This is a genomic window from Kutzneria sp. NPDC051319 (assembly GCF_040682195.1).
Lineage (GTDB): Bacteria > Actinomycetota > Actinomycetes > Mycobacteriales > Pseudonocardiaceae > Kutzneria.
Window position 1 is genome coordinate 218,834 of sequence record NZ_JBFBAM010000002.1, and the last position, 24,334, is coordinate 243,167.

At 68.9% G+C, this 24,334-nt stretch carries 20 protein-coding genes; 18 read left to right on the top strand and 2 right to left on the bottom strand.

The window, feature by feature from the left end:
* Positions 1-33: 33 nt before the first annotated feature.
* Together AB0M73_RS03060 and AB0M73_RS03065 are read right to left on the bottom strand one after the other, a co-directional pair.
* Entirely contained in the window at positions 34-2,538 is a 2,505-nt protein-coding gene (locus AB0M73_RS03060) for a molybdopterin-dependent oxidoreductase (protein ID WP_363886100.1), read from the bottom strand.
* A gap of 113 nt (positions 2,539-2,651) precedes the next feature.
* Entirely contained in the window at positions 2,652-3,716 is a 1,065-nt protein-coding gene (locus AB0M73_RS03065) for a helix-turn-helix transcriptional regulator (protein WP_363886103.1), read from the bottom strand.
* A 273-nt stretch (positions 3,717-3,989) separates the two neighbouring features.
* On the opposite strand from AB0M73_RS03065, the gene aroA reads away from it, so the two are divergent.
* The 18 genes from aroA to AB0M73_RS03155 all read left to right on the top strand — a co-directional run bounded on the left by aroA (position 3,990) and on the right by AB0M73_RS03155 (position 24,334).
* Positions 3,990-5,315: a 3-phosphoshikimate 1-carboxyvinyltransferase gene (gene aroA / locus AB0M73_RS03070; RefSeq protein ID WP_363886104.1), complete on the top strand. Its 1,326-nt coding sequence runs from the start codon at positions 3,990-3,992 to the stop codon at positions 5,313-5,315.
* Positions 5,312-7,198 carry a 2,3-bisphosphoglycerate-independent phosphoglycerate mutase gene (gpmI, locus tag AB0M73_RS03075; protein ID WP_363886107.1) on the top strand — a complete coding sequence of 629 codons (1,887 nt, stop codon included), beginning with the start codon at positions 5,312-5,314 and terminating at the stop codon, positions 7,196-7,198. Before aroA ends, gpmI begins: the two co-directional genes overlap by 4 nt.
* A complete protein-coding gene (locus AB0M73_RS03080) occupies positions 7,195-7,887 on the top strand; it encodes a gamma-glutamyl-gamma-aminobutyrate hydrolase family protein (RefSeq protein WP_363886109.1) in 693 nt (230 codons plus the stop codon). Before gpmI ends, AB0M73_RS03080 begins: the two co-directional genes overlap by 4 nt.
* A gap of 21 nt (positions 7,888-7,908) precedes the next feature.
* Positions 7,909-8,970 (top strand): inorganic phosphate transporter, encoded by a 1,062-nt coding sequence (locus AB0M73_RS03085; RefSeq protein WP_363886111.1) that lies wholly within the window; start codon positions 7,909-7,911, stop codon positions 8,968-8,970.
* 76 nt (positions 8,971-9,046) lie between these two features.
* Positions 9,047-9,217 (top strand): hypothetical protein, encoded by a 171-nt coding sequence (locus AB0M73_RS03090; RefSeq protein WP_363886114.1) that lies wholly within the window; start codon positions 9,047-9,049, stop codon positions 9,215-9,217.
* Positions 9,218-9,247: 30 nt separating this feature from the next.
* On the top strand, positions 9,248-10,516 hold the full coding sequence (locus AB0M73_RS03095; RefSeq protein WP_363886117.1) for a M28 family peptidase: 1,269 nt from the start codon (positions 9,248-9,250) through the stop codon (positions 10,514-10,516).
* A gap of 3 nt (positions 10,517-10,519) precedes the next feature.
* Positions 10,520-10,870 carry a carboxymuconolactone decarboxylase family protein gene (locus AB0M73_RS03100; RefSeq protein WP_363886120.1) on the top strand — a complete coding sequence of 117 codons (351 nt, stop codon included), beginning with the start codon at positions 10,520-10,522 and terminating at the stop codon, positions 10,868-10,870.
* A gap of 31 nt (positions 10,871-10,901) precedes the next feature.
* Positions 10,902-12,188 carry an ATP-grasp domain-containing protein gene (locus AB0M73_RS03105; RefSeq protein ID WP_363886123.1) on the top strand — a complete coding sequence of 429 codons (1,287 nt, stop codon included), beginning with the start codon at positions 10,902-10,904 and terminating at the stop codon, positions 12,186-12,188.
* A 10-nt stretch (positions 12,189-12,198) separates the two neighbouring features.
* Entirely contained in the window at positions 12,199-13,326 is a 1,128-nt protein-coding gene (locus AB0M73_RS03110; protein ID WP_363886124.1) for a GNAT family N-acetyltransferase, read from the top strand.
* Positions 13,326-14,513 carry an ATP-grasp domain-containing protein gene (locus AB0M73_RS03115; protein ID WP_363886127.1) on the top strand — a complete coding sequence of 396 codons (1,188 nt, stop codon included), beginning with the start codon at positions 13,326-13,328 and terminating at the stop codon, positions 14,511-14,513. The genes AB0M73_RS03110 and AB0M73_RS03115 overlap by 1 nt, the downstream gene beginning before the upstream one ends.
* Positions 14,514-14,545: 32 nt before the next feature.
* Entirely contained in the window at positions 14,546-15,793 is a 1,248-nt protein-coding gene (locus tag AB0M73_RS03120) for an ATP-grasp domain-containing protein (protein ID WP_363886129.1), read from the top strand.
* 368 nt (positions 15,794-16,161) lie between these two features.
* On the top strand, positions 16,162-17,853 hold the full coding sequence (locus AB0M73_RS03125) for an ABC transporter ATP-binding protein (RefSeq protein ID WP_363886132.1): 1,692 nt from the start codon (positions 16,162-16,164) through the stop codon (positions 17,851-17,853).
* Positions 17,846-19,768, top strand: a complete 1,923-nt coding sequence (locus AB0M73_RS03130) for an ABC transporter ATP-binding protein (RefSeq protein WP_363886135.1) — start codon at positions 17,846-17,848, stop codon at positions 19,766-19,768. The genes AB0M73_RS03125 and AB0M73_RS03130 overlap by 8 nt, the downstream gene beginning before the upstream one ends.
* On the top strand, positions 19,761-19,988 hold the full coding sequence (locus AB0M73_RS03135; protein WP_363886138.1) for a hypothetical protein: 228 nt from the start codon (positions 19,761-19,763) through the stop codon (positions 19,986-19,988). The genes AB0M73_RS03130 and AB0M73_RS03135 overlap by 8 nt, the downstream gene beginning before the upstream one ends.
* A 33-nt stretch (positions 19,989-20,021) precedes the next feature.
* Positions 20,022-20,450, top strand: coding sequence for a FixH family protein (locus AB0M73_RS03140; protein WP_363886140.1), 429 nt, complete (start codon positions 20,022-20,024; stop codon positions 20,448-20,450).
* Between the two features lie 9 nt (positions 20,451-20,459).
* The gene (locus AB0M73_RS03145; protein ID WP_363886142.1) at positions 20,460-21,650 is read left to right on the top strand and encodes a pyridoxal phosphate-dependent aminotransferase; all 1,191 of its coding nucleotides are present in this window, start codon (positions 20,460-20,462) and stop codon (positions 21,648-21,650) included.
* Between the two features lie 22 nt (positions 21,651-21,672).
* The gene (locus AB0M73_RS03150) at positions 21,673-21,891 is read left to right on the top strand and encodes a heavy metal-associated domain-containing protein (RefSeq protein ID WP_363886145.1); all 219 of its coding nucleotides are present in this window, start codon (positions 21,673-21,675) and stop codon (positions 21,889-21,891) included.
* Positions 21,892-22,036: 145 nt separating this feature from the next.
* Positions 22,037-24,334, top strand: a complete 2,298-nt coding sequence (locus AB0M73_RS03155; RefSeq protein ID WP_363886147.1) for a heavy metal translocating P-type ATPase — start codon at positions 22,037-22,039, stop codon at positions 24,332-24,334.

Consider the following 24,334-nt stretch of genomic DNA (forward strand, 5'->3'; position numbering starts at 1 on the left):
CACCGTACGCAGACCGCGGCGAACCGGCTATCCTCACGGCGCTTTTCTGACGCGGCAGGCGAAGCACTTGTAGGCCTGTTGGCCGGAGAGGTTGTCGTAGTACCGGTCGTCCACAAGCGTGTTGGCGGCCTCGTAGCGGGGATCGCCGAACTGGTCGCCGACCTGTTGGGCCGGACCGAACGTGTTCGGCAGGAAGATCGTGTCCTGGCGGATGTCCGGCCAGTACAGGGCCGTGCCGGAGACCTGCCCGCGCGGGCTCTCCACGATGATCGAGTCCCGGTCGGCGATGCCGAACCGCCGGGCGGTGTCGGGATGGATCTGCACGAGCCGGATGCCGTTGAGCTGCTCGCCGGTCGGCGTCCAATGGGTCACCGATGCGAAGTGGACCACGCTCGGCCTACCGGTGGTTCCCATCAGGGGAAAGTCCTTGTGCACCGATCCGTCGCCGGGCACGCCGAGCTGGACGGGATGGGTGAGTGCCTGAGGATTGATCGGGTTGGTCACGAAACCCGATCCGTAGGCGATCGTCGGGTTCGCACCGGTCACCTCCGGGTGGGTGTAGAAGGTCGGCAGCGCCCGGTGGCCGGCGGTGGCGAGTTGACGGTCGAGGTCCGGAGTGAAGATCTCGACCTTGCCACTCGGCGTCGGGAACCGCTTTCCCTTGGCCCCCAGTGACTCCGTTGCCTGATACCAGGACGGGTGATCCTGGTACAACGCGCTGACGCCGGGATGGGTCACGGTCGGGCAAGGCCAGCGCAGAGGCTCCACCCGGCCCTCCATCCGCTGTTTGGTCATCCCTGCCATGCCGGGCGTGTTTGCGACGAACTCCGCCCACAGCACGCTGTAGTCCTTCCAGGACTGCGGAAAGGCGTCCGTCCAGTACGACGGTGGGTTCTTCTTGTCGTTGCGCGCCAACGAGGCGGCGAGGTCGATCCAGATCTCCCAGTCCGGCCGGGACTCTCCGACCGGAGCGACGGCCCGCTGCTGCCAGCGGATGGCCCGGTCGTCGCGTCGCATGTAGACGCCGTCGAGTTCGAGCCCACTGCACACTGGGAGGATGACGTCCGCGTAGTAGGCGGCCTCCTCCATGAAGAGCCCGGTGTAGACGTAGAAGTCGAGCTCGCGGAAGGCATTGCGCACCTTGTTCGTGTTCGCCGACGAGATGAGCGGGTTGCCTTCGGTGATGACCGCTTCGAGCTTGTACGGTTTGCCCGTCAGCACCGACTCGGCGAAGTAGTCCGGCCCGACCGGTAGCGCCGGGCGCAGCGACGGTGTCACCACCGTCAATGGCGGCAGGTGGAGGTCACCAGGCCAGGTGTTGTGCATGAAGTTGCAGCCGCCGCCGAGCTGCCCGATGTTTCCGGTCACCGCGGCGAGAAAGGTCAGCACCCGGTAGGTGTCGAAGGAGCCCAGTTGGTGGGAGATGCCTGCGTTGCAGAAGATCGCCGCAGGCTTGGCCTTCGCGTAGTCCTCGGCGATGCGCTGGATGACGTCGGCGGACACGCCGGTGGCCTGGGCCGCCCACTGGACGGTGTAGCCGGCCTTCACCAGGTGGTCCTTCAACTCGGCGAAGCCGAGCACCCACTGCCGCACGAAGGCCTTGTCGTGCCGGTCGGTGGTGACGATGTGGTGCAGCATGCCCAGGGCGAGTGCGAGATCGGTGTGCGGCTTGATGCCCACCCATTCGTCCGCCATCGCGCCGGTCGGTGTCTTGCGCGGATCGACGACAACAAGCTTGGCGCCGGTGCGCGCACGTCCGCGCAGCAGGTAGTCGAAGGTGACGGGGTGGGTCTCGGCCTGGTTGGTTCCGAGGAACAGGAAGTACCTCGCGGAACCCAGATCGTCTTTGCCGGTGGCACCGTCGGTGCCGTAGCCGTTGGTGAAGTTGCCGATGCCGAATGTCGCCTTGAGCGCGTCGCCACCGGCGTCGTTGCACACGGGGCCGACGTCTGTGTTGTTCGGGCTGCCCAAAAGGGCGAACAATCGGGCGACCAGGGAACCGACGCCACGCGGCAACCGGCCCGTCGTCCGGTTGGCGATCGCCGCGGCTTTTCCACTGTCCCGCAGCTGAAGGAGGCGTCTTGCGACGACGTCCAGCGCCTGATCCCATGACGCGGGCGCGAAGGTGGAGTCCGGTGAACCCTTCTCGCCGCCGGTCCGGACGAGAGGTGTCTTCAGGCGCAGGGGATTGTAGGCAAGCTGGGCCATCATCGGCGCCTTGACGCAGATGTTGCCCTGCTGAACGGGATCCTGTGGCTCGCCCTGGATGCTGATGACACGCTCGGCCCGCAGGCCGACGTGGAGGCGGCAGTTGGCGTTGCAGAACTGGCAGGCGGTGGTCACCACGGTGTCAGGCTGCATGGCCGCCGAGTCCGCGGTGAAACTGAGCTCGCGCCCGGATCCGTCCACGGTAGGAGCAAGGGATTGGTCCTCGGGAGCGGCCTGTGCCGTGCCGGTCGGGCCGACGAGCAGGGTCGCGCTCGTCAGCGTCGCGCCTTGGACAAAACCTCTTCGAGAAAAGCCTTTTCCAGCGGTCACGATTGACCTCCATGGGAGCACGGCAGGACGAGGGTCGACCGGGGTGCGGCGCGCACGTCGGACACACGGTACGGGCAGGTGGTGGCACTCGATGTGTGTGTCTACTGTGGACGTCAGTGTGCGATACGGTGTGAATGGGTTTCGCTGCAACACTTCCCATGCCGGAGTGCGCGCGGCGGACGCTCTGAGGTGCTTTGGCAGGGATCGAGCCAGCCCTTGTTGACGGCGTTCGCGCCGGCCTCGAAGCGGCTGCGGGCATCCAGGCGGCACATGAGGTCGGCGACCATCCGGCGGGCTGTGCGCAGTCCGATGCCTAGTTTCTTCGACACCGCCTCGTCGGTGAGTCCCTGCCCCAGAAGGCGAAGCAGCTCCCGTTCCATGGCGGTGGGACCGTTGTTCGCGACCGCGCGGACGGAGCTGAGTTCGGTGGCCGAGGACCAGATCCGTTCGAACAGGGCCACCAGTGCAGTGAGGACCCCCGGGCAGGTGACCTCGAACGCGCTGGGGTGATCGCTTTCCAGGCCGGCCGGAATCAACGCCGAGTTCCGGTCGAAGACGACGAGCCAGGTGGGCAGTGACGGTATGGCACGGGCTTCGCCACCCAGATCGGCGAGGCGTTCCGCGTATGCGGCCGCGACACGATCGTTGCAGGCGCTGTTGAGCAAGACCGTCCACACCGAGGCGCCGTTGTGCACCAGTTGGCGGTCGAGCTCCGCGCGCGCGTCGAGGTCGTCGATCAGGGGAGTGTCCTGTGGTAGCAAAGAAAGACACTCGATGCGCGCTTGCTTCGTGCGCAGCTCCTGTCGTCCCTGGATGGCTGCGACGCCATCCAGTCGCTCCCACTCGCTGACCTGCCGCGATCCCCATGTCTGGTCATATTCCGCGGTCAGCCGGCTCACCGCGGCCCTGGTCTCGGCCAGCTCCTGCTGCCGTCGCGCCAGGTCGGCGCTTTGCCTTTGCAGCAAGGACTCCAGCGCGGTGGTCGGGCTCCCTGGTTGCAAGGCCCCTGCGTGCCGACGGAGCAACGACAGGCCCAGTAGCCGGTCGATGCTCTGTCGCACGGCCGATTCGGGCAGTTTCAGCTGTGCGGCGATCTCCTCGATGTCCTCGCCGCCGCCCGCGAGAACATTCTTGTACACGGCGTGCGCGACGTCGTCCAGCCCGAGCGTTTGCAGCATAGGTCCCCCACCGCGCCTCGTTTCCCTTGTCCCCCCAAGCCCCCGGTAGTTCATTGAGCGCCGTCAATATAGCTCCGCGTCTGTCCCTCGTACAGCATCCATTTGAGCGGCTTCGCCTCGGCAGGAAGCTGCCTGGGCAGCTTCCTGCCGGACAGACCTGTTGGCACACCGGTGTTTCTGAACGCAGGCTGTTGTCCGCTGGTTCGCCTGTCGAGCCGTGACGGCCGCCGTGACTCTTCCGGCGAGGTTCGCGGCACTGTCGAAGGGAATGCGATGAGCACAGCTTTGCTGGACCCCCGCCTCCAAGCGGAAGAGCTCACGGTTCGCACGCTGTCGGCGTTCGCCGGCGAGGTGAAGGTGCTGGGCTCGAAGAGCTACTCCAACCGCTACCTGGCGATCGCGTCACTGTCCGGCGAGGAGACGGTCATCGACGGGGCCCTGGTCTCGGACGACACGGTGTACCTGGCGCGCGCGATCGAGCAGTTCGGCCACGCGCGGGTCACGATCGACGCCGACAAGGCCCGGTTCCACGTCACGCCGACCGGGCAGCCGATGCGGGCGCCCGAGGACGAGATCTACGTGGGCGCCGCCGGAACTCCCATCCGGTTCCTGATCTCGATGGCTGGTCACGCGCAGGGCATCAGCACGATAACCGGCACCAAACGCATGCAGGAGCGCCCGATGGGGTCCCTGCTGGATGCCCTGCCGGCATTGGGGGTAGAGGCGATCAGCGTGCGGGGCAACGGCTGTCCGCCTATTCAGGTCAAGGGGCGTTCGTTCCGCGGTGGCGCCACGCGGATCAGCGGCGCGGTGAGCAGCCAGTTCACCTCCAGCCTGCTGATCAACGCGATCCGGGCCGAGCAGGACGTCGAGGTCACCGTCATCGACGACCTGATCTCGAAGCCGTACGTGAACATGACGATCGCGGCGCTGGCCGAAATGGGGGTCACGGTCGAGCGGGACGGCTTCACCCGGTTCACCGTTGCCGCCGGCCAGGCCGTGCGCGGCGGCCAGGTCGTCGTCGAGCCCGACGCCTCGGGCATGTCCTACTTCCTCGCCGCGGCAGCGGTCCTGGGCGGCCAGGTCACGATCCCCGGTATCGGATCCGGTTCCCACCAGGGCGATGTCGGACTCGTCGACGCCCTGGTGCAGATGGGTTGCGCCGCCGAGGTGACCGAGAAATCGATCACCATCACCGGCGGGGACCTGCACGGCATCGACATCGACATGGAGAGCATGCCCGACGTCGTGCCCACCCTCGCGGTGGTCGCCGCGTTCGCTGAGGGCACCACCCACATCAGCAACATCGCCAGCCTGCGAATCAAGGAATGCGACCGCATCGCGGCCGTTGCCGCCGAACTGAAGAAGATGGGGATCACCGTCGTCGAGCACCCGGACGCGCTGACGATCACCGGCGGCACGCCGACCGGTACGGTCATCGACACCTACGACGACCACCGGATCGCGATGTGCTTCGCGATCGCCGGCCTGCGCACCGAGGGCGTCGTGATCCGCGATCCGGGCTGCGTGGCCAAGTCCTTCCCGACCTTCTGGCAGACGCTGGACACCCTGTTCGCCGACGGCAAGAGCACCCGGTGAGCACGGTCTCCCCGGGGATCCTGCTGGTCCTCGACGGTTGGGGCGAAGGACCGGCGGACGAGGGCAACGCGATCGCGGCCGCGAAGACCCCGTTCCTGGACCGGCTGCGCTCGAACTGCCCGACGACCCTGGTCGGCGCGTCCGGGCAGGACGTGGGTCTGTTGCCGGGCACTGTGGGCAACTCCGAGATCGGGCACATGGTGATCGGCGCCGGACGGCCCGTGCCGTACGACAGCGTTCTGGTGCAGGAGCAGATCGACAGCGGCGGCCTGCGGACGCACCCGCTGCTGGCCGATGTCTGCGTACGGTTGGCCGAGCAGAACAAAGCCCTGCACCTGATCGGGCTGTGCTCGGACGGCATGATCCACGCCAACGTCGAACACCTCCGCGAACTGTTGTTCGCGGTGGCTGGACACGGCGTGCGCGAGGTTTGGCTGCATGCGATCACCGACGGGCGTGACGTCGCGGACGGGACTGCCGGGGCTTTTCTGCACCGGGTCGAGGAGTATGCGGCGGAGGCCGGCGTCGGCCGGCTGGCCAGCGTCGTCGGCCGCGGCTACGCCCTCGACAAGGCCGGAAACCTAGCGCTGACAAAGGAAGCCGGCCTGCTCGTCGCGGACGGTGTCGGCCGGCCGGTGCGGCATGCCCAAGACGCCGTCGATCAGGACGACAAAGGCGACGAATGGGTCGCGCCGAGCGCGGTGGTCGGCGACGACGGCCAGCCGGTCGGCCTCATCGGCCCCGGTGACGCGGTGCTGTTCACCAACTTCCGCAGCGACCGGATCCAGCAGCTGGCCGATTTCCTCGTTGAGCACGTGGCCGACCGCGACGTCGCCACGATCAGCCTGGCGCAGTACGACACCAGGGCCGCGATCGAGCCCCTGGTCGGACGGGCGCCCACCGGCGGCGGGCTTGCCGAGGAACTGGAGCGACACGGACTGCGCTCGGTCCGGGTGGCCGAGACCGAGAAGTTCGAGCACGTCACGTACTACATCAACGGCCGTGACTCGACGGTGCGAGCCGCCGAGGAGCATGTTCGCATCACCGGGGAGGGCCCGGTGGACTATCGGCAGCGGCCCTCGATGAACTTGGGACTCGTCGTGCGCGCCGTTGTCGAGAACTGCCAGCGCGAGGACGTCGACCTGGTCGTGGCCAACCTGGCCAACATCGACGTGGTAGGCCACACCGGCGACTTCAAGGCGACGGTGTCGGCGACCGCGCACACGGACCGAGCGGTCGAGCAGATCTGCGCCGCAGCCGCCGATTCCGGCCGCTGGGTGCTGCTGGTGGGTGACCACGGCAACGCCGAACGCATGCTGATCGGGGACGGCGACGCCCGGCGGCCTTACGGCGGCCACACCACCAATCCGGTTCCCGCGGTGTTGGTGCCGGCCAAGGAACAGGCGGTCGTCCTGGCGGATCGGACCGGAGGGACGCTGGCCGACATCGCGCCCACCGTGCTCACCCTGCTCGGCTGCGCTCCGGGGGCTGACATGTCGGGCCAGGCGTTGTGGCGCTCGACCGGGCACCCTGACGCCGCTCAGATCGTCCACTGTGGATCGACCGGTATCGGATTGGTCGGCGCTGCCTTCAGCGTCGGCTCCACGGCGACGCCGATCAGGCTCGCCCACCGCCTGGACGCGCTGCTGCGGGTCAGCGAAGACGGGGCGAGTGAAGTGCTGTGCGTCCACAACGGAGGCGATGAGCCGGCAGCCTTTGTGCCGGCGCGGCATCTGCCGGATCGGCCGGGCACGCGGCTCGTCTTCGTCCACGGCGAGACCACCACCCGCGCTCGTGACGAGGAGATCGAGTGCGTCGTCGCCCCGCACGGGCACGTGTGGCTCGGGCGGGTCGGCAACGCATCCGGGGGAGGACAGATATGACGGGGCAGCCCCGGGTCGCGCTGGTGGGGGACCGCAGCGCGGACGTGCACTCGCACGAACGGCTCGACACGCTGATACCGCACCTGCGGGCGCAGATCGACTGGGTGGGCAGCGACACCGTCACCGACTCGATCGGCGACTACGACGGCATCTGGGTGATTCCGGGATCGCCGTACAAGGACAAGGATTCGGTGCTGTTCGCCATCGAGACGGCCCGGCAACGGGGAATCCCGTACCTGGGCACCTGCGGCGGGTTCCAGCACGCGCTGATCGAGTACGGCCGAAACGTGCTGGGCTTCGCCGACGCCGACGACGTGCAGTACGACCCGGACGCGCCCACCGCGTTCATCACGCCACTGGCCTGCTCGCTGGTCGGCGAGACGGCGCCGCTGCACCTGACGTCCGGAAGCCGACTGGCCGAGGTGTACGGGGGTGCGGAGAGCACCGTCGAGACCTACCACTGCAAGTACGGGCTCAACCCGGAGTACATCGACGCCATCGTCCACAGCCCCATGCAGATCACCGGCTGGGACGCGGAGAAGGCACCCCGTGCCGTGGAGCTGCCGGAGCACCCGTTCTTCATCGGCACGTTGTTCCAGCCCGAACTGTCATCCACGCCGTCGGCCGTGCACCCGCTGATCGAGCGCTACGTCGATGCCGTGATCGAGCACGCAAGAACGACCAGGTAGCGGAAGCGAGGGAAGCAGCGCATGGAAGTTGTGGTGTTGGTGCTTGTGCTGGCGTTGGCGGCGGCCAACGGCGCGAATGACGTTCCCAAGGGCGTGGCGACCCTCGCCGCGGCGGGTGTGGCGAAACTGCGGACGGCGCTCATCTGGGGCACGATCACCACCGCGGTCGGGTGTCTGGTCTCGCTGACGTTCGCGGCCAAGCTTACCGCGCTGTTCTCGTCGGGCATCGTCTCGGCGAAGCCCACCGCCGGCTTCGCGGCCGCGGTGCTGATCGGCACGGTGGCCTGGGTGGCGCTGGCGACCTGGCGCAAGCTGCCGGTGTCGACCACGCACGCGCTGGTCGGGTCGTTGCTGGGCGCCGGCCTGGTGTTCGCGAGCAGCTCGCTGCACTGGGACGTCCTGGTGAACAAGGTGGTGGGGCCGCTGCTGCTGAGCGTGCTGGCGGCCTACGTCGTGTCGGCGATCGTGTCCTTCGCCAGCCGCGCCATCGCGGGCCGAACCCTGGCCAAGGAGGTGGCCCAGATCGCGCTGCACGGCGAGTCCACCGCCGAGCAGATGGCCGGCGGCGACTCCGCCACCGTGGTGAAGGCGCCTCCCGGCGTCCCGGCGCGTCGGCCGCGAAGCCTGACGGCGATCACCGGCGTGCACTGGGTGACCAGCGGCTTCACCAGTTTCGCCCGGGGCATGAACGACGCGCCGAAGATCGTCGCGGTCGGGTCGCTGGCGCTGGTCGGCGGGATGACCCCGACCACACTGCTGTTCGCGGTCACCGCGGTGATGGCGATCGGCGGACTGATCGGCGGAGCCCGGGTCGCCAGCTGCATGTGCTGCTGTGTCACGAAGATGTCGCACGTGAACGGGTTCGCGGCCAACATCACCACGGCCGCGCTCGTCGGCCTCGGCGCGTTCCAGGGCCTGCCGATGTCGACCACGCACGTGTCGGTCGGCGCCATCGCCGGCACCGTCGGCAAGGACCTGCACCTCATCCAGCGCAAGACCATCAGGGACTTCGTGATCGCCTGGCTCGTCACGCCCCCGTTCGCGGCGGTCGTGGCGGCGGTGGCGTACCTCGTCTTCCGCTGAGACGTTGACAGACCCTGCTTGATTCGATAAATCTTTAAACAAGGATTTTTCGAATCAAGCAGGGAGCGTTGATCGCATGACGACCCAGGAGAACACCGAGCAGCCCACCGGCGGCTTCAGCGTCGACCCGATGGAGGCCGGCGCCCAGGCGTCGAAGGGCGGTTGCTGCGGCGAGCCCGCCGACTCCGCCGGTGCGGTTCCGGGCGGACAGAGCGGCGGTTGCTGTGGTGAGCCGACCGCAAGCTGATGCCCATGACGACCAGGACGTGGAGGTGACATGACGGAGATGGCGCAAGTCGTCCAGGACGACGAGTTGGTCGCACTGGCCGACCAGTTCGACCCTGCGCGCGCCATGGACACCCTCACGGCGCTGTGCGTGGAGGAGCTGTCCGGTCGTGGTCTCGGCTCCGCCGGCCACGACCGGGCCGGTCAGTGGCTCGTCGATCATCTGACGGGGCTCGGCCTCGTCCCTGAGCCGCACAGCTTCCAGGTCCCGGAAGTGTTCCGGCTGGCGGCCGCGCCGGCCTTGGCGGTCAGCGGACCGCGGCTGAGCGGAGAACTGGAGCACCGGCGCGACTACGCCGAACACCCGCGCTCCGCCGCCATGGAAGCCCCGGTGACCGGGACCGCGGTCTGTTGGGACGGCACACCGGTCGCGGACGCCTGGACCGTCCTGGACGTGGTCCCCCAGGGCACGGCCTTCGCCGAGCTCGCGGATCAACTCGGCGAGGCGGGCGGCCTGGGTCTGCTGACGCCGCAGGACCCCGACGGCTCCGGCTTTCTGACCAAGCGCACCGTCGGGGCCCCGGCGGTACGGCTGCCGGTCGTCGCCGTGCGCAGCGACCTGCTCAAACAACTATCGGGCAGCACGGTCAGCGCCTACGTGCCGGTGCGACGCGCTGCGGCGACAGGTACCAACTTCGTCGCCGCGCTACCCGGCAGCGCGGGAGCGGGGCGACCGATCCTGGTCACGGCGCACTACGACGGTGTCGGCGCCGATCCGGGACGCCATTTCCAGTGCGCCGGCGACAACGCCAGCGGCGTCGCCGTCGTGAGCGAAGTCGCGCGGGTGCTGATCGAGTCCGGCACGCCTCATGCCCGGCCGATCCAGATCGCTGTCCTCGACGCCGAGGAACACGGAGCACTGGGGTCGAAGCACCACGCGGCGGAACTGGTCGCGGCCGGACAGCGCCCGGACGTCCTCAACGTCGACATGGCCGGCAAGTTCAACGGCACGGTCGCCGTCGAGCTCGGGAGCGACACCAGGCCGATCATCGGCGCGCTCGACCGCGCGGGGAAGTTGCTACGGATCCCGCTGGCGGCCGGCCAGGTCGCCTCCGACAACCGCCAGTACGCCGGCGCGGGCATGCCCGCGGCCGGCATCGGGTTCGGGGCGGCGCACTACCACTCACCGCTGGACTCGCTCGACCGCATCGACCCGGAAGCCGTCCGCAAGGCGGGCCGGCTGTTGCTGGTCACCATCGCCCACCTGGCCGCGCAGGCGAGCACGGACGGGCACGACAACAAGAACTTCGGCAAGGAGTAACGCATGGCACCCGCAACGCCGTCCGTGACCGCGCAGCTCATCCAGCTGTCGGCGGACATCCGCGACAGCCACACCGCCTTCACCGCCGGTTACCAGGACTTCTTCAACGCGGTCTTCAACGGTTCCGCGCTCGACCCGAAGACGCGGGCGGCGGTCGCGCTCGGCGTGGCGTTGGCGCAGGGACGTGAGGAGACGGTGCGCTCGTTCCTGGCCGCCGCCAAGCAGCTCGGGCTGAAGAACGACGAGATCGCCCAGGTGGCCGGCATCACCGAGGCGCTCAAGGTGGACGCCGCGCAGAACCCGTCCGCGCCGGCGACCGCGCCCGCGGCGAAGAAGGCCAACTCCTGCTGCTGATTCAGCGCCGCCACCCCAGGAAGGGACGCCGGTGACCCACAACGGCCTCGACCCGACGAGGACAGTCGTCCTCATCGGCGGGCGTGCCCAACGCGAGTTCGACGTGCTACGCGATCTCGGCTATCAGATCCTCAACATCGACAGCCGGATCCCGTTGCACTGCATGGCCTGGTCCGACGTCCCGCTCGACGCCGACGTGGACGACTGGGAGCAGGTCGCCAAAGCCGTGCGGGAACAGCTCGGCGACCGGCCGCCCGCCGCCGTGCTGACGCATGTCGAGCCGCGAATCCCGCTGATGGCCCACCTGTCCGAGCAGTTGCTGGCCGAGCGCCGGGGCCTGACGGTGGACGCGGCGCTGAACTGCCGTGACAAGTGGCGCACCCGGTCACGGCTCGCCGAAGCCGGCCTGCCGGTGCCGCGGTTCGAACTCGTCGAGAATGTCGAGGGCGCCTTGCGGGCAGCGGAGATGATCGGCTTTCCGGTGGTGGTCAAGCCGAGGGACGGCGCCGGAGCATTCGGCGTCCGACGGTGTGGCTCGGCCGACGAGATTCGTCTCGCCGTGCAGAGCCTGATCGAGGAGCCCGGGCCGGGATCGCTGGCCGGCGTGTTGGTCGAGGAGTACGTCGACGGGCCCGAGTTCGCCGTGCAGACTCTCACCCAGGCAGGCGAGACCCAGCTCCTCAGCGTGTTCCGTCAGCACATGACGGAGCCGCCGGTGTTCGTGGAGCTGAGCTACGAGCACCCGTGTGGTCTCGACGTGGAGCAGCTCGCGGAACTCGGGAAGTCCATGGCGTCGGTGATGGATGTGCTCGGTCTGCGCGACTGGGTGAGCCACACCCAGGTTCGGCTGGCCGGCGACGGCTTTCGGGTGATCGAGGTGAATGCCCGCCGCCCGGGCGGTCGACTCGTGGACATGACCACGGCAGTGTCCGGAGTGGACATGGTGGACGCCGTGTCCCGGCTGGCCCTCGGATTGCCGCCCCTGCAAGGCGAAATCCGTGCGAGCCACGCCCGGTACTCCAGCATCGTGTTCGAGGGCGCCGGGACTCTGCACTATCGCGAGATCGAACCGGCGGCGCCGCACGGCCGGTTCGCGGGGCCGATAGTGGAGGTCGAGATCGCCTCCGGCGAGCCGGTCAATCGGCTCGACCATCCCGAGGGGGGTGTCTACGGCCGCGTCGTGGTGTTCGGCGAGTCGCCCGAGCAGTTGGCGGCGGAGGAGTCCCGGATCCACGACGCGCTGGACCTTCGCGTCGTGCCTGTGGACGAGGGCGTCGAGTTGCCGGCGGACAGCCGGGAGTTCAAGTCGTGCTGCTGAGGTGGCTGAGATGACGATGACAAGCCTCGCCGCCGACGCGGTCGGCGGATACCGCCTCGACCTGGCCCGCGGGGTCACCGAGGTCGACCGGGACGAGTGGAACGCCGTCGTGCTCGGGGCGGGCGGCAGCGTGTTCCACGCGTGGGAGTGGCTCGCCGCGTTCGAGGAAGCGCCGCCCGGCGACTTCGAGGCCGCCCACCTCCTCGCCTACGCGGGGGGCCAGCTGGTCGGCATCTGCCCGGCCTACCTGGCACGCAGCTGTCCGAGGCTGGACTACCTGTGGTCGCTGGCCGGGATCTCTCCCGGCGGACCGATCCTGCTCGCACACAGCCTCGCCGCGTTCGCCGGCGGTCCGCTCGCGCTCGCCGACCACCAGGACGTGGTCGGCCTGCTCGTCAACCGCATGCAGACCTCGGCCGACCAGTTGGGGGCGTGGGCCTGGGGCTTCGCGAACCTGCCGGCCGGACCGCTGACCGGCCGGCTGCTGAGCACCGGCCATGCGGTTGCCCAGGTCACCACCGCGCACCGACTCGAGACCGCCTATGCCACCGAACAGGAGTACTGGGCGACGATTCCCAGCAAGCGGCGTCGCAAACTGCAGCGGGAACGGCGTGTCCGCCTTGAGCACGCCACCGTCGACGACGGTGTGCCCGACATCGACGTGCTCGTGCGACTGGTGCACGCGCTGCTGGACGATCGGAACACGCCGATCGACGTGCTGCCGGAGTCGTTCCTCGCGTCGCTGCGCCGACACCTGGCGCCCTACGAGCGCAGCGTTGTCGCGACGGACAACAGCGGCGACACGGTCGCGATGTTCGCCGGCTGGCAGTTCGGGCCGGAATGGTCGGTCTGGATCGCCGGGCTGGATACCGCCAAGCTCAACTCCTTCGACCCGTACCACCCGATGCTGGCCCACACGATCGAGTCCGCCGTGCGCACGGGCACCGCCGTCGTCAACTTCGGCCGCGCGAACGCCCTGCAGAAGCGCCGGTACGGAGCCGAGGGCGTGCCCCTGTTCCTCACCCTCCACTCGCCCGACCGACAACGCAACGCGATCCTGCACGCGGCGTGCCGCAAGATCGAGGAAAGCGTGCGCGAGGTCCGTGACGGCCTGGACGTCGTTCGGCGGTGCTGCTGATGTCCCGTAGCCACGAGGATCTCCGCCAGAGTGTCGCCTGCGTCTCCGGCCGCCGCATCGTCGACGTGCTCACCAGCATGGACGTGCGCACGGTGCTGCTCGGCGATCCGACACCGCTGGACCTCGCGTGTGTCGCCGACGTGCCGCTCGACGTCGACCTCGACGACTGGCGCGGCGCCGAGATGGCGCTGGGCCTGCTGCACCAGGTGCACCCCATCGACGCGGTCTTCAGCGTGTACGACGCCTACCTGCCGATCGCCAGCTATCTCGCGGCCCGCCTCGACGTCCGGGGACTCGCGCTTGCCGCGGCACTCAACTGCGACGACAAAATCCGGATGCGCCTGGTCCTTGCCGGCGCAGGAGTCGCCGTGCCCGAGTTCGTCGTGGCGTCCGAGCCTGCCGACGTCGAATACGCCGCCCGTCGGCTCGGCCTGCCCGTGGTGGTGAAGAAGGCCACCGGAGCACGTGGCCGCGGCACGCTGCTGTGCCGAACGCCCGACGACACCGAGGACGCCGCGCGGTCACTCGGTCCCGGGCCGCTCCTGGTGGAGCGGTTCATCGAGGGGCCGGAGTACGCCGTGCAAGCGCTGATCACGGACAGCACGACGACCATCGTCAACGTGTTGGCTCAGCACGTCGGCCCCGGCCCCAGGATGGCCGAGGCCGGATACGACTTCCCCAGCGGGCTCGGCCGGAACGGCGAGCGCGAGGTGGCCGAGTTCGTCACGAATGCCCTTCGTGCTTTGGGGTTCGACAACGGCGTTGCCCACGTGCAGGTCAGACTGGGTTCATCGGGCCCGGTGCTGGTCAATGTCGCCGCTCGGCCGCCCGGCGGCCAGCTGTGCGCCGTCACCGAGCAGGTGTCGGGGATCGACCTGACTCGCGCGGCGGCCGAAATCGCGCTCGGACGCCCGATCAGCCGACTGCCGGTAGCGGCGCCCCGAGCCCTCTACCGCTGCGTCTCGTTCGAACACAGCGGAATCGTCGACTACGACCCGGACGCCCTGGACACGCCCGGAGTCTGGCTCGACGTGGACCCGGGAGACCGGGTCCGGCCCGCGACGGATCCCCAGGGCGGCAGTTACGGCCGCATCGTCGTCTACGGCGACGATCGCGGCCGGCTGGAGTCGGACTACCTCGCCATCCTCGACTCCCTGCGTACCAGGGTCCACCCCGACAACTCCTAGCCCACACAACTTCCGGATGGTGGTGACGGCCGGTGCCGACCAGGGTGCTCGTGCTGAGCGGACAACGGACATTGCGGATCCTCAAGGAGCACACCGACTTCGAGGTCGCGTTCGCCGACGAGGCGATGACCATCGAGCAGCTGATGACGGCAGACGTTCCGCTGGAGGTGGACCTCGACGACTGGGCGTCGGTCATCGCTCAGGCGGAGAGACTGCACGCCGCGCAGCCGTTCGACGCGGTCGTGACCGGCGTCGAGCGGCTGGTGCCGCTGGCCGGCATGCTGCGGGACAAGCTGGGGCTCGCCACCGGGATCACCGAGGAGGCGGCCCACAACTGCAATGACAAGGCAGCCACGCATCGACTGCTCGCCGAGGCGGGTGTGGCGGTCGCGGTCAACCGCCTGGTCACCACGCCGGCGTTGGGCGTCGCGGCGGCCGAGGAGATCGGACTGCCGGTGGTGGTCAAGCCCAGGGACGCGTCCAGCGCCGCCGGGCTGATGTATTGCGAGACCGTAGCGCAGGTGGCCGACGCGGTCACCGACATCCTCGCCGACGGCCGGGACACCGCGCTGATCGAGGAGTTCCTCGTCGGTCCCGAGATCGGGGTGTTCGCCAGCCGGGTCCAGGGCCGAACCACGGTGTTGTTCGTCGTGGACGGCGAGGTCGGACCGCCACCGAAGTTCGTGAAGGTCGGCGGCGTCTTCCCGTCGCGGCTGCCACCGGAGCGCATCGCCGAGATCGAGCAGCTGACCGACAAGGCGCTCGCCGCTGTCGGACTCGACGATTGGGTGGCGTCCTTGCAGTTCATGCTGACCAGTGACGGCTTCCGGGCCGGCGAGATCAACCCGCGCGTCTCCGGTGGCCAGGGTGTCGAGCTCATCGCCGCGGTGTCCGGCTACGAGCCGAGCCTCGTCGCCGTCGACGCAGCGCTGGGCCGCCAGCCGCAGCAGAGCCTGTCCCGCGCCGCGGTCGGGCTCTATCGCAGCATCGTGTTCGACGAGGCCGGTTTCCTGTACTACCGAACCGACGCGCTCAACGGCGTGCCCGGTCTCGGATCCACGCACCCGCCGTTCATCGAACTGGACGTCCGGCCGGGCGAAGCCGTGCTGCCCATCAATCACGCCCGGGGCGGAGCCTTCGGCCGGATCGTGCTCGTCGGCGACGATGCGGACCAGCTCGAACGCGATTACCGAAAGATCATCGACGCGTTGGCGTTGCGGGTCGAGCCCGAAGTGGCGGCGGAAGCGTCGGTCGAGCGGAAACACACCTCCTGCTGTTAGTCCGTCCGGGCGAGGGGAGGGACGGCCGCCGACCGTCCCGGTGTGGTCCTGAGCTGCGTATTCCTTGCGGGGCAAGGTTTTTCGGGCCTTCGGGTTGACTGCCACCGGGCGAAGCTGCTTCGATACTTTTGAAGTTATCGAATCAAGAGTGAGAGGAGGAGAACATGGCTGACGACATGATCGGCTCCGGCTGCTGCGAGACCAGCGGCAAGGAGGACGTTGCCGAGGACGGCACCGAGTGCGGCTGCGCCTGCGCCTGCTGCGACTGAGCACCTCGGCAAGCCGTAGTCACAAGCGGTCCGCGCTCGATCAAGGGCGCGGCCGCGCCTTGTCCAGCCGGTCGCACACACCGGAGAAGGGGGCTCGACGTGAAAGAGTCGCTGCGGGCGCTGCGTTTCATCTACAGCTATCCGCTGCGCTACCGCAGCGCCATGGCGATAGCCACCGTCATCATGTTCCTGGGGCTGCTCGGCAATATCGCGATTCCGCTGCTGATGCGCGTCGCGATCAACGTCGGCGTGCTGGGGGGTGAACCGAAGCTCCTGCTGCTGATCGCGGTGGGCGTGCTGGTGGCGGGCGTCGTCACCACTGCCTTGCTGCACCTGGGAAAGCGCATGCGCTTCACCGTCGCCAGCAAGGCGGTCAACGACCTGCGCCACGACCTGTTCGGCAAGCTGACCCACCTCGGCCCCGGCGAGACCTCGGAAGCCTCCGGCGGGCGCGCCCTGACCCGGTTGGTCTCCGACGCGGTGGCGGTGCGCGGCCTGACCAACGGCGGCCTGCTGGAGCTGCTCATCCAGATCCTGGTCACGCTGACCATGCTGCTCGCCGCGCTGTTCATCGACTGGCGCACCACGGTGTTCGCGGTCATCCCGATGGCGCCGGTGATCGCGGTCAACCTGATCGTCCAGCTGCGCCTGCAGAAGTCCTTCGTGGAACTCAAGGGACAGTTCACCAAGATGCTCGCCGGCGTGGGCGAGTCGCTGGCCAACATCAACGTCGTCAAGTCGTTCGGCCGCGAGAGCGCGGCGTCGACCAAGCTGCACAAGATCAACGAGGAGCACTCGGCGCGCGACGGCCAGATGAAGCGGACCTACAGCCGCTGGGAGGCCGTTCTCAACGTCGTCGGCGGCCTGCCGACGCCCATCGCGCTCTGGGTGGGCGGCCTGTCGGTGGTCAGCGGCGCGCTGACGGTCGGCGACCTCGTCGCCGTGGTCGCGCTGATCATGATGTTCCAGATGAGCATGCACATGCTGGCCATGCACATCAACGGCGCCTTCCGGTCCAAGGTCACCGCGCAGCGGCTGCTCAACGTCATGGACACTGCCGACGTCGTCCGCTATGACGGTCCGACCCGGCCGATGCCCGCGCTCACCGGAGCCCTGCGAGCGCAAGACGTTGTCGTGGAGATCGGCTCACGCCGTGTGCTCGACGGCGTATCCGTTGCCGTCGCGGCCGGGGAGAGCCTGGCGATCTTCGGGCCGACCGGCAGTGGCAAGTCCACCCTCCTGCACACCTTGGCCCGCCTGCGCGATCCGCGCGGCGGCGTGGTCACCTACGACGACATCGACGTCCGCGAATTCGACCCGGCCGAGATCCGCCAGCACGTCGTGTGCCTGCCGCAGCGGCAGTGGATTTTCGAGGGCACGCTGGCGGAGAACATCGCCTTCGCCCGACCGGCGGCCACGACCGACGAGATCGCCGCCGCCGCCACGGCCGCCGGCCTGGACCACATCCCGCTCACGCGGCGGTTCGGCGCCAGCACGCTGGACCTGTCGGCCGGCGAGCGCCAGCGCATCGGCCTGGCCCGCGTCCTGCTCGTCGACCCGGACATCCTCATGCTCGACAACCCGACGGCGAACCTGGACGCCGAGACCGAGGCCGCGCTGCTGGACACGATCGTCCGGGTGCGTCAAGGCCGCACGCTGGTGATCGCCACCCAGCAGCTCGCGGTGAGCCGCTACGTCGACCGCGTGATCACGCTCGGCGTCGACCAGGAGCCGGACGCCCGCCCGCTCGCCCACGCGGGCACGACCGAGAAGGGGCAGAGCGGTGAGTGAGCGGACCCGAACCGAGGAGTCCTTCGACGACCGCACCGCGCGCAGGACGCTGTGGCGAGCGGTCCGCCGCAGCCTGCCGTTCCTCAAGCCGCACGCGGCGATGATGACGCTGGCCACGGTGATGGCCATCCTCAACTCCATCACGACCATCGCGGTGATGTACACGGTGATGGCCGGCATCGGGCACATCGTCATCGGCGACCTCGACGCCATCGGCGGCACCGCGATCAACCTGATCGCGCTGGTCGTCGCCGAGAACGTCATCCGGATCATCTACAACTCGGCGATCATCCGGGTCAACGAGGGGCTGACCGTCACCATCCGCAACGCGCTCGTCGTGCGGCTGCACAACGTCCAGCTGTCCGGGCATGTCGCGCAGGCCAGCGGCGAGTGGGTGACCAAGGTCCTGTTCGAGGCGGACCGGTTCCGGCGGTTCCTGAGCAAGTCGGTGATGGAGGTCGTCAACAGCGCCGCCTGGTTCATCGCGTTCGCCGTCTTCCTGCTGGCGCTGAGTCCGGCCGTCGCACTGCCGACGCTGGTCGCGATTCCGCTCATGGTCTACGTCGCCGTGTGGTGGACGAGGAGGCTGCGTCCGGACACTCGCCAGCAGCGCGAGGAGTGGGACTTCATGGTCGGCTACCTCAACCAGCGCATCGAGGGGCTGGCCGACATCCGCGCCTTCGGTCAGGAGAAGGCCGTCCTGGCCGATCTCGACGAGAAGTCCGAGGCTTACAGCGTCGTGCACAACAGGTTGTCCCGCAAGCGATTGTGGCTGTCCTCCCACCTCGGCGTCAGTGTTCACATCGCGCTGGCCCTGCTGATCTTCTTCGGCGGCGTGCAGATCATCGAGGGCCAGCAGCTGGGCTCGGGGTTCTTCTTCCAGCTGGCGTCCGGCATGATGCCGATGACCTGGATGTTGTTGGGCACCAACACCATGATGGCCTCGATGGGCATGGCCCAGGGTGCGGCGCTGGCCGCCGGCACGCTCGCGGCGTTCGCACTGTTCGTCAAGCGCATGCTCAACCCCGTGCGTGATCTCGCGCACCAGCTCGGTGAGACGTCCGACGTCGCGGTGTCCGCCCGGCGCATCCTCGAGGTGCTCGACCTGCCAGAGGAATCCGACAGCGGCGAGACACTGCCGCAGGTTCAGGGTGACCTGCTCGTCGACCACGTCACCTTCGCCTATCCCGGATCCGAAGAGGTCCTGCACGACGTGTCGCTGCACGCGGCGCCCGGCGTGCACATCGGCATCGTCGGCACCAGCGGCGCCGGCAAGAGCACGCTGATGCAGCTGCTCGTCCGGCTCTACACGCCGACGTCGGGTCGGATCAGCATCGATGGCCACGACCTGGCGCAGCTCAGTCGGTCCTCCGTGCGCAGCCAGGTTCTGTTGGTGACCCAGGAGGCGCAGCTGTTCGACGGCACGGTCGCCGAGAACATCCGCTTCGGCCGGCCCGATGCCACCGACGACGAGGTCGTGGAAGCTGCGCGCCAGATCGGCGCCGACGAGGTCATCTCCGGGCTCCGTGAGGGATACCAGACGCGTGTCGGCGAGCGCGGCGCTCAGCTCTCGGTGGGCGAACGACAGCTCATCGCATTGGCTCGGGCCATGCTCGCCGATCCGCGCGTGATCATCCTCGACGAGGCGGTCTCCAGCGTCGACCCGGCCCGCCAACGCATCGTGCTGGCTGCCATCCGCCGACTGCTCGCCGGCCGCACCGCCGTGGTCGTCGCGCACTGGCTGGCGCTGGTCGAGGACCTCGACCAGGTGTTCGTCATCGAGGACGGGCGGATCGTCGAATCCGGCTCACCGGTGGAACTGCTCACCGCGGGCGGCCGGCTCGCCGAGCTCTGCCAGGTGCAGGAAGGCCAGGCGACTGGCGACAACACGGGAAGGAAGAACATCAATGTCTGAGGCGAACGTGGGCGACCTGTTCTGGGCTGCTTCTCACTCCAAGCCACTGCCGGTCGTCCAGCAGGAGGCCAAGAGCTCGTGCTGCGGTCCCAAGCCCGCGGCCACGGCCGAGACCGCGACTCCCAAGGCGTCGTCCTGCTGTGGTCCCAAGCCCGAGGCCGCGGCGAAGGAGTCCGTGTCCGCCGGCGCGCCGGCGGAGAAGAGCTCCTGCTGCGGCTGAAGCGCAATCAGCGACGACGAACGAGGTGAAACGATGACCAGGGCGCGATGGGCCGCGCTCGCTCCGGCGGCCGCGGTCCTCGTCGCCGCTCTGACCGGCTGCGGACAGAGCGCGGCCAGCCAGAACGGCGCGAACACCACATGCACCGACAGCAAGAGCAATGGTGGCGTCACCATCGTTCTCGCGACCACCCCCTGCCCGATCAAGGGCGGTGAGTCCGCGAACGCCCACATCACCGTGAAGGACAGCGGTGGCAAGGCGGTCACCAACGCCACTGTGAAGGTGACCACCGAGATGCCGGCGATGAACATGCGCGGTGGCGACCAGAACGCCAGTCCGAGCGGCGACGGCTACGACACGAAGGTCGTGCTGGGCATGGGCGGCGACTGGAACGTGACCGTCCAAGTGAGCGGCGGCTCGGTGTCGTCGGCCAGCGCCCAGTTCACGCTGTCGGCCAAGTAGGGGGATGCCGTGATCAGTCGTCGTGCGGCGGCGCTGCCACCGTCGAGCACCGCGACCCTGGACGCGCACGTCAAGAAGCTCGTCGCCGACGGCGCCGACGTGATCAACCTGACCGGCGGGGAACTGGACTTCCCCACACCGGATGTCGCCTGCCGCGGCGGCATCCGGGCCATCGAGGACGGCTTCACCCGCTACACCGCCGTCGCCGGCATCGCGCCGCTGCGCCAAGCCATCGCCAACCGGCTCAGCGACAAATGGGACTGCGGGTACGACGGCGACGACGTCATCGTCACCAACGGGGCGAAGCAGGCGCTGGCCAACGTGTTCAGCGTGCTGCTCGATCCCGGCGACGAGGTTGTCCTCCAGGCGCCCCACTGGGTGAGCTTCCCTCACATGATCGCCGTCGCGGGTGGCGTGCCCGTTGTCGTCGAGACCGGGCCGGACACGGGGTACAAGCTGGATCCCGGGACCGTGGCTGAGAGGATCACGCCCCACACCAAGGTTCTCCTGCTCAACAGCCCGTCCAATCCGACCGGCGTGGTCTACGACAGCGCCGAGCTGACCGCGCTGGCCCGACTCGCCGCCGACCACGACCTGCTCATCGTCAGCGACGAGATCTACAGCGACCTCGTCTACGCCGGGCCCGAGTTCACCAGCGTGGCCGCCCTCGGCACGGACGCATGGTCCAGAACGATCACCGTCGGCGGGTTCTCCAAAACGTTCGCGATGACCGGCTGGCGCATCGGATTCGCCGCGGGACCGCAACCCGTCATCGCGGCGATGACCGCGCTGCAAGGTCACACCAGTTCCGCCCCGTCGTCGATATCGCAGCGCGCCGCGCTGTCGGTGTTGCACGACGAACCTGTGGCGGAACTGAAGCAGCGCAAGGCCGAGCTCGACCGGCGACGGAGCCTCGCCTGCGCGGGTGTCGCCGATCTGCCCGGGCTGGAGCTGGCCGTCGAGCCCCGCGGAGCGTTCTTCGCGCTGGTGGACGTCTCCGGCGCCTACGGCCGTCAGCACGACGGCGTCGAGATCAAGGACGCCGCCACGTTCGCGGAACGCCTGCTGCACGAGGTGAACGTGGCGGTCATGCCCGGCGCCGACTTCGGCGCGCCCGACCACATCCGGATCTCCTACGCCGTGAGCGGGGAAGACATCACCGAGGCGTTCCACCGCATCCGCGGTTTCCTGTCCAGGTAGCCCGTCCCTGAAAGAGGATGAGATGAACACGACCACCTACTCGGTCCTGGGCATGACCTGCGGCGGCTGCGCCAAGCGCGTGCGCACCGCGATTGAGACGGACCTGTCCGGTCTGTCGGAGATCGAGGTCGATCCGAAGGCCGACGTCGTCCGCATCACCGCCGACATCCCGGTGTCCGACGACGCGGTGAAGGCCGCCGTTGAGCGCACCGGTTACCAGTTCGCCGGAGTCGTCGGATGAGTGCCGGTCTGCGGCTCGGCGCGTTCGGCGCGCTGCTCGTCATCGTCTTCACGGTCGCGTACGTGGTGGGCACGCACATCGCCCCGCAGTGGTGACCGCCAGTCAGAGGAAGTGAGGGGAAATGTCGGGACCGGCGGCGGCAGCGATGCCCCAGGCAGTGGTCACCTTGGACATCGGCGGCATGACCTGCGGGTCGTGCTCGGCCCGCGTCGAACGCAAGCTCAACCGCATGGACGGCGTCCGGGCCGAGGTCAACTTCGCGATGGAGCAGGCGCGGGTGACCTTCGACGTCGGCGTGACGGTGGACGACCTGATCGCCACCGTCGAGGCCGCCGGCTACACCGCGTCCCTGCCGGAACCCGAGACACCGGCAGCCGAGGCGGCGACGGCCGGCGAGCAGCCGGACGGTCACCTGGACGCGCTGCGCCGCCGGGTCCTCGTGTGCCTGTTGCTCACGGTGCCCGTCGTCGGGATGGCCATGATCACCCCGCTGCAGTTCACCAACTGGCAGTGGCTCTCCCTGACGCTGGCCGCACCGGTGGCGACCTGGGGCGCGTGGCCGTTCCACGTCGCCGCGTGGAAGAACCTGCGCCACGCGACCGGCACCATGGACACCTTGATCTCCGTCGGCGTCATCGCCGCCTTCGGCTGGTCGGTGTACACGCTGTTCTTCGGCTTCGCCGGCATCCCGGGTATGACGATGCCGTTCCTGATGCGTCCCGTGACCGGCCAGGGCCTGCACCACATCTACCTCGAGGTCGCCACCAGCCTGACCGTGTTCATCCTCGCCGGCCGCTACGCCGAGCACCGCGCCAAGCGCCGGGCCGGCACCGCGCTGCGCGCCCTGCTCGAACTCGGCGCCAAGGACGTCACCGTGCTGCGGTCCGGCAAAGAGACCACCTTGCCGATCGGCCAGCTCCGGGTGGGGGATCAGTTCATCGTGCGTCCCGGCGAGAAGATCGCCACGGACGGTGTCGTGATCGAGGGCAGCTCGGCGGTCGACGCCTCGATGCTCACCGGAGAGAGCGTGCCGGTCGAGGTCTCGGTCGGGGACCCGGTCATCGGCGCGACGGTGAACGCCAACGGCCGGCTCATCGTGCGGGCGCTGCGGGTCGGGGCCGACACCCAGCTCGCACAGATCTCCCGCCTCGTGACCGAGGCCCAAGCGGGGAAGGCCCCCGTGCAGCGGCTCGCCGACCGTGTGGCCGCCGTGTTCGTGCCGGTCGTGCTCGCGCTCGCGGCGGCGGCCTTCGGTTTCTGGCTCGGCAATGGCGCGGATCTCGCTGCCGCGCTCACCGCGGGTGTCGCCGTGCTCGTCGTCGCCTGCCCGTGTTCGCTCGGGCTCGCGACGCCCACCGCGCTCCTGGTCGGCACCGGTCGCGGCGCGCAGCTGGGCATCCTGATCCGAGGCCCCGAAATTCTCGAGTCGACCAAGAAGATCGACACCGTCGTCCTGGACAAGACCGGCACCGTCACCACCGGCCGGATGACCCTGGTCGAGGCCATCGGCGCGCCCGGCATCGACACCGACGAGGTCCTGCGGCTCGCGGGTGCGTTGGAGAACGCCTCCGAGCACCCGATCGCGGCCGCCATTGCCAACGCCGCGCGGAACAAGTTCGGCTCGCTCGAACCGGTCGCCGCGTTCGAGGGTTCGGCCGGCCTCGGCGTGCGCGGCGAGGTGGCGGGCCGAACGGTGCTCGTCGGCCGATCCAGCTGGCTGGCCGAGCAGATGACCACTCCGGACGAGTTGGCGCAGCCACTGGCCGACGCGGAGCGCCGTGGCCACACGCCGGTGTCGATCGGGTGGGACGGCCAGGTTCGCGGCGTACTCACCGTGGCCGACACGATCAAGCCCACCAGTGCCGAGGCAGTGGCCAAGCTGCGCAGGCTGGGGCTGCGCCCGGTGTTGTTGACCGGTGACAACGCCCGCGCCGCTCAGACCATCGCCGCGCAGGTGGGCATCGAGGATGTCGCGGCGGAGGTCCTGCCGGCCGACAAGGTGGCCGTCATCAGCCGGCTTCAACAGGAAGGCCGCACGGTCGCCATGGTCGGCGACGGCGTGAACGACGCGGCCGCCCTCGCGCGGGCGGACCTGGGAATCGCCATGGGAACCGGCACCGATGCCGCGATCGAGGCCAGCGACATCACGTTGGTGCGAGGCGACTTGCTCGACGTCGCCGACGCGGTCCGGTTGTCCAGGCGGACCCTCGGCACGATCCGGGGCAACCTGTTCTGGGCCTTCGCCTACAACGTGGCCGGCATCCCGCTTGCCGCCTCCGGTGTGCTCAATCCGATGATCGCCGGCGCGGCCATGGCGCTGTCCAGCATCTTCGTGTTGACCAACAGCCTGCGCCTGCGCGGGTTCCGCGCGGACCGGAACACCGGAGCCGAGACCGTGACGACGACCGCGGTCGACGCCCGCGAGATGACCGCGGTGGGGTGA

Excerpts from the sequence above, each read along its gene's own strand:
- AB0M73_RS03065 (WP_363886103.1), bottom strand. The coding sequence starts at position 3,716 with ATGCTGCAAACGCTCGGGCTGGACGACGTCGCGCACGCCGTGTACAAG.
- aroA (WP_363886104.1), top strand. The coding sequence starts at position 3,990 with ATGAGCACAGCTTTGCTGGACCCCCGCCTCCAAGCGGAAGAGCTCACG.
- AB0M73_RS03080 (WP_363886109.1), top strand. The coding sequence starts at position 7,195 with ATGACGGGGCAGCCCCGGGTCGCGCTGGTGGGGGACCGCAGCGCGGAC.
- AB0M73_RS03085 (WP_363886111.1), top strand. The coding sequence starts at position 7,909 with ATGGAAGTTGTGGTGTTGGTGCTTGTGCTGGCGTTGGCGGCGGCCAAC.
- AB0M73_RS03090 (WP_363886114.1), top strand. The coding sequence starts at position 9,047 with ATGACGACCCAGGAGAACACCGAGCAGCCCACCGGCGGCTTCAGCGTC.
- AB0M73_RS03095 (WP_363886117.1), top strand. The coding sequence starts at position 9,248 with ATGACGGAGATGGCGCAAGTCGTCCAGGACGACGAGTTGGTCGCACTG.
- AB0M73_RS03100 (WP_363886120.1), top strand. The coding sequence starts at position 10,520 with ATGGCACCCGCAACGCCGTCCGTGACCGCGCAGCTCATCCAGCTGTCG.
- AB0M73_RS03110 (WP_363886124.1), top strand. The coding sequence starts at position 12,199 with ATGACGATGACAAGCCTCGCCGCCGACGCGGTCGGCGGATACCGCCTC.
- AB0M73_RS03115 (WP_363886127.1), top strand. The coding sequence starts at position 13,326 with ATGTCCCGTAGCCACGAGGATCTCCGCCAGAGTGTCGCCTGCGTCTCC.
- AB0M73_RS03135 (WP_363886138.1), top strand. The coding sequence starts at position 19,761 with ATGTCTGAGGCGAACGTGGGCGACCTGTTCTGGGCTGCTTCTCACTCC.
- AB0M73_RS03140 (WP_363886140.1), top strand. The coding sequence starts at position 20,022 with ATGACCAGGGCGCGATGGGCCGCGCTCGCTCCGGCGGCCGCGGTCCTC.
- AB0M73_RS03150 (WP_363886145.1), top strand. The coding sequence starts at position 21,673 with ATGAACACGACCACCTACTCGGTCCTGGGCATGACCTGCGGCGGCTGC.
- AB0M73_RS03155 (WP_363886147.1), top strand. The coding sequence starts at position 22,037 with ATGCCCCAGGCAGTGGTCACCTTGGACATCGGCGGCATGACCTGCGGG.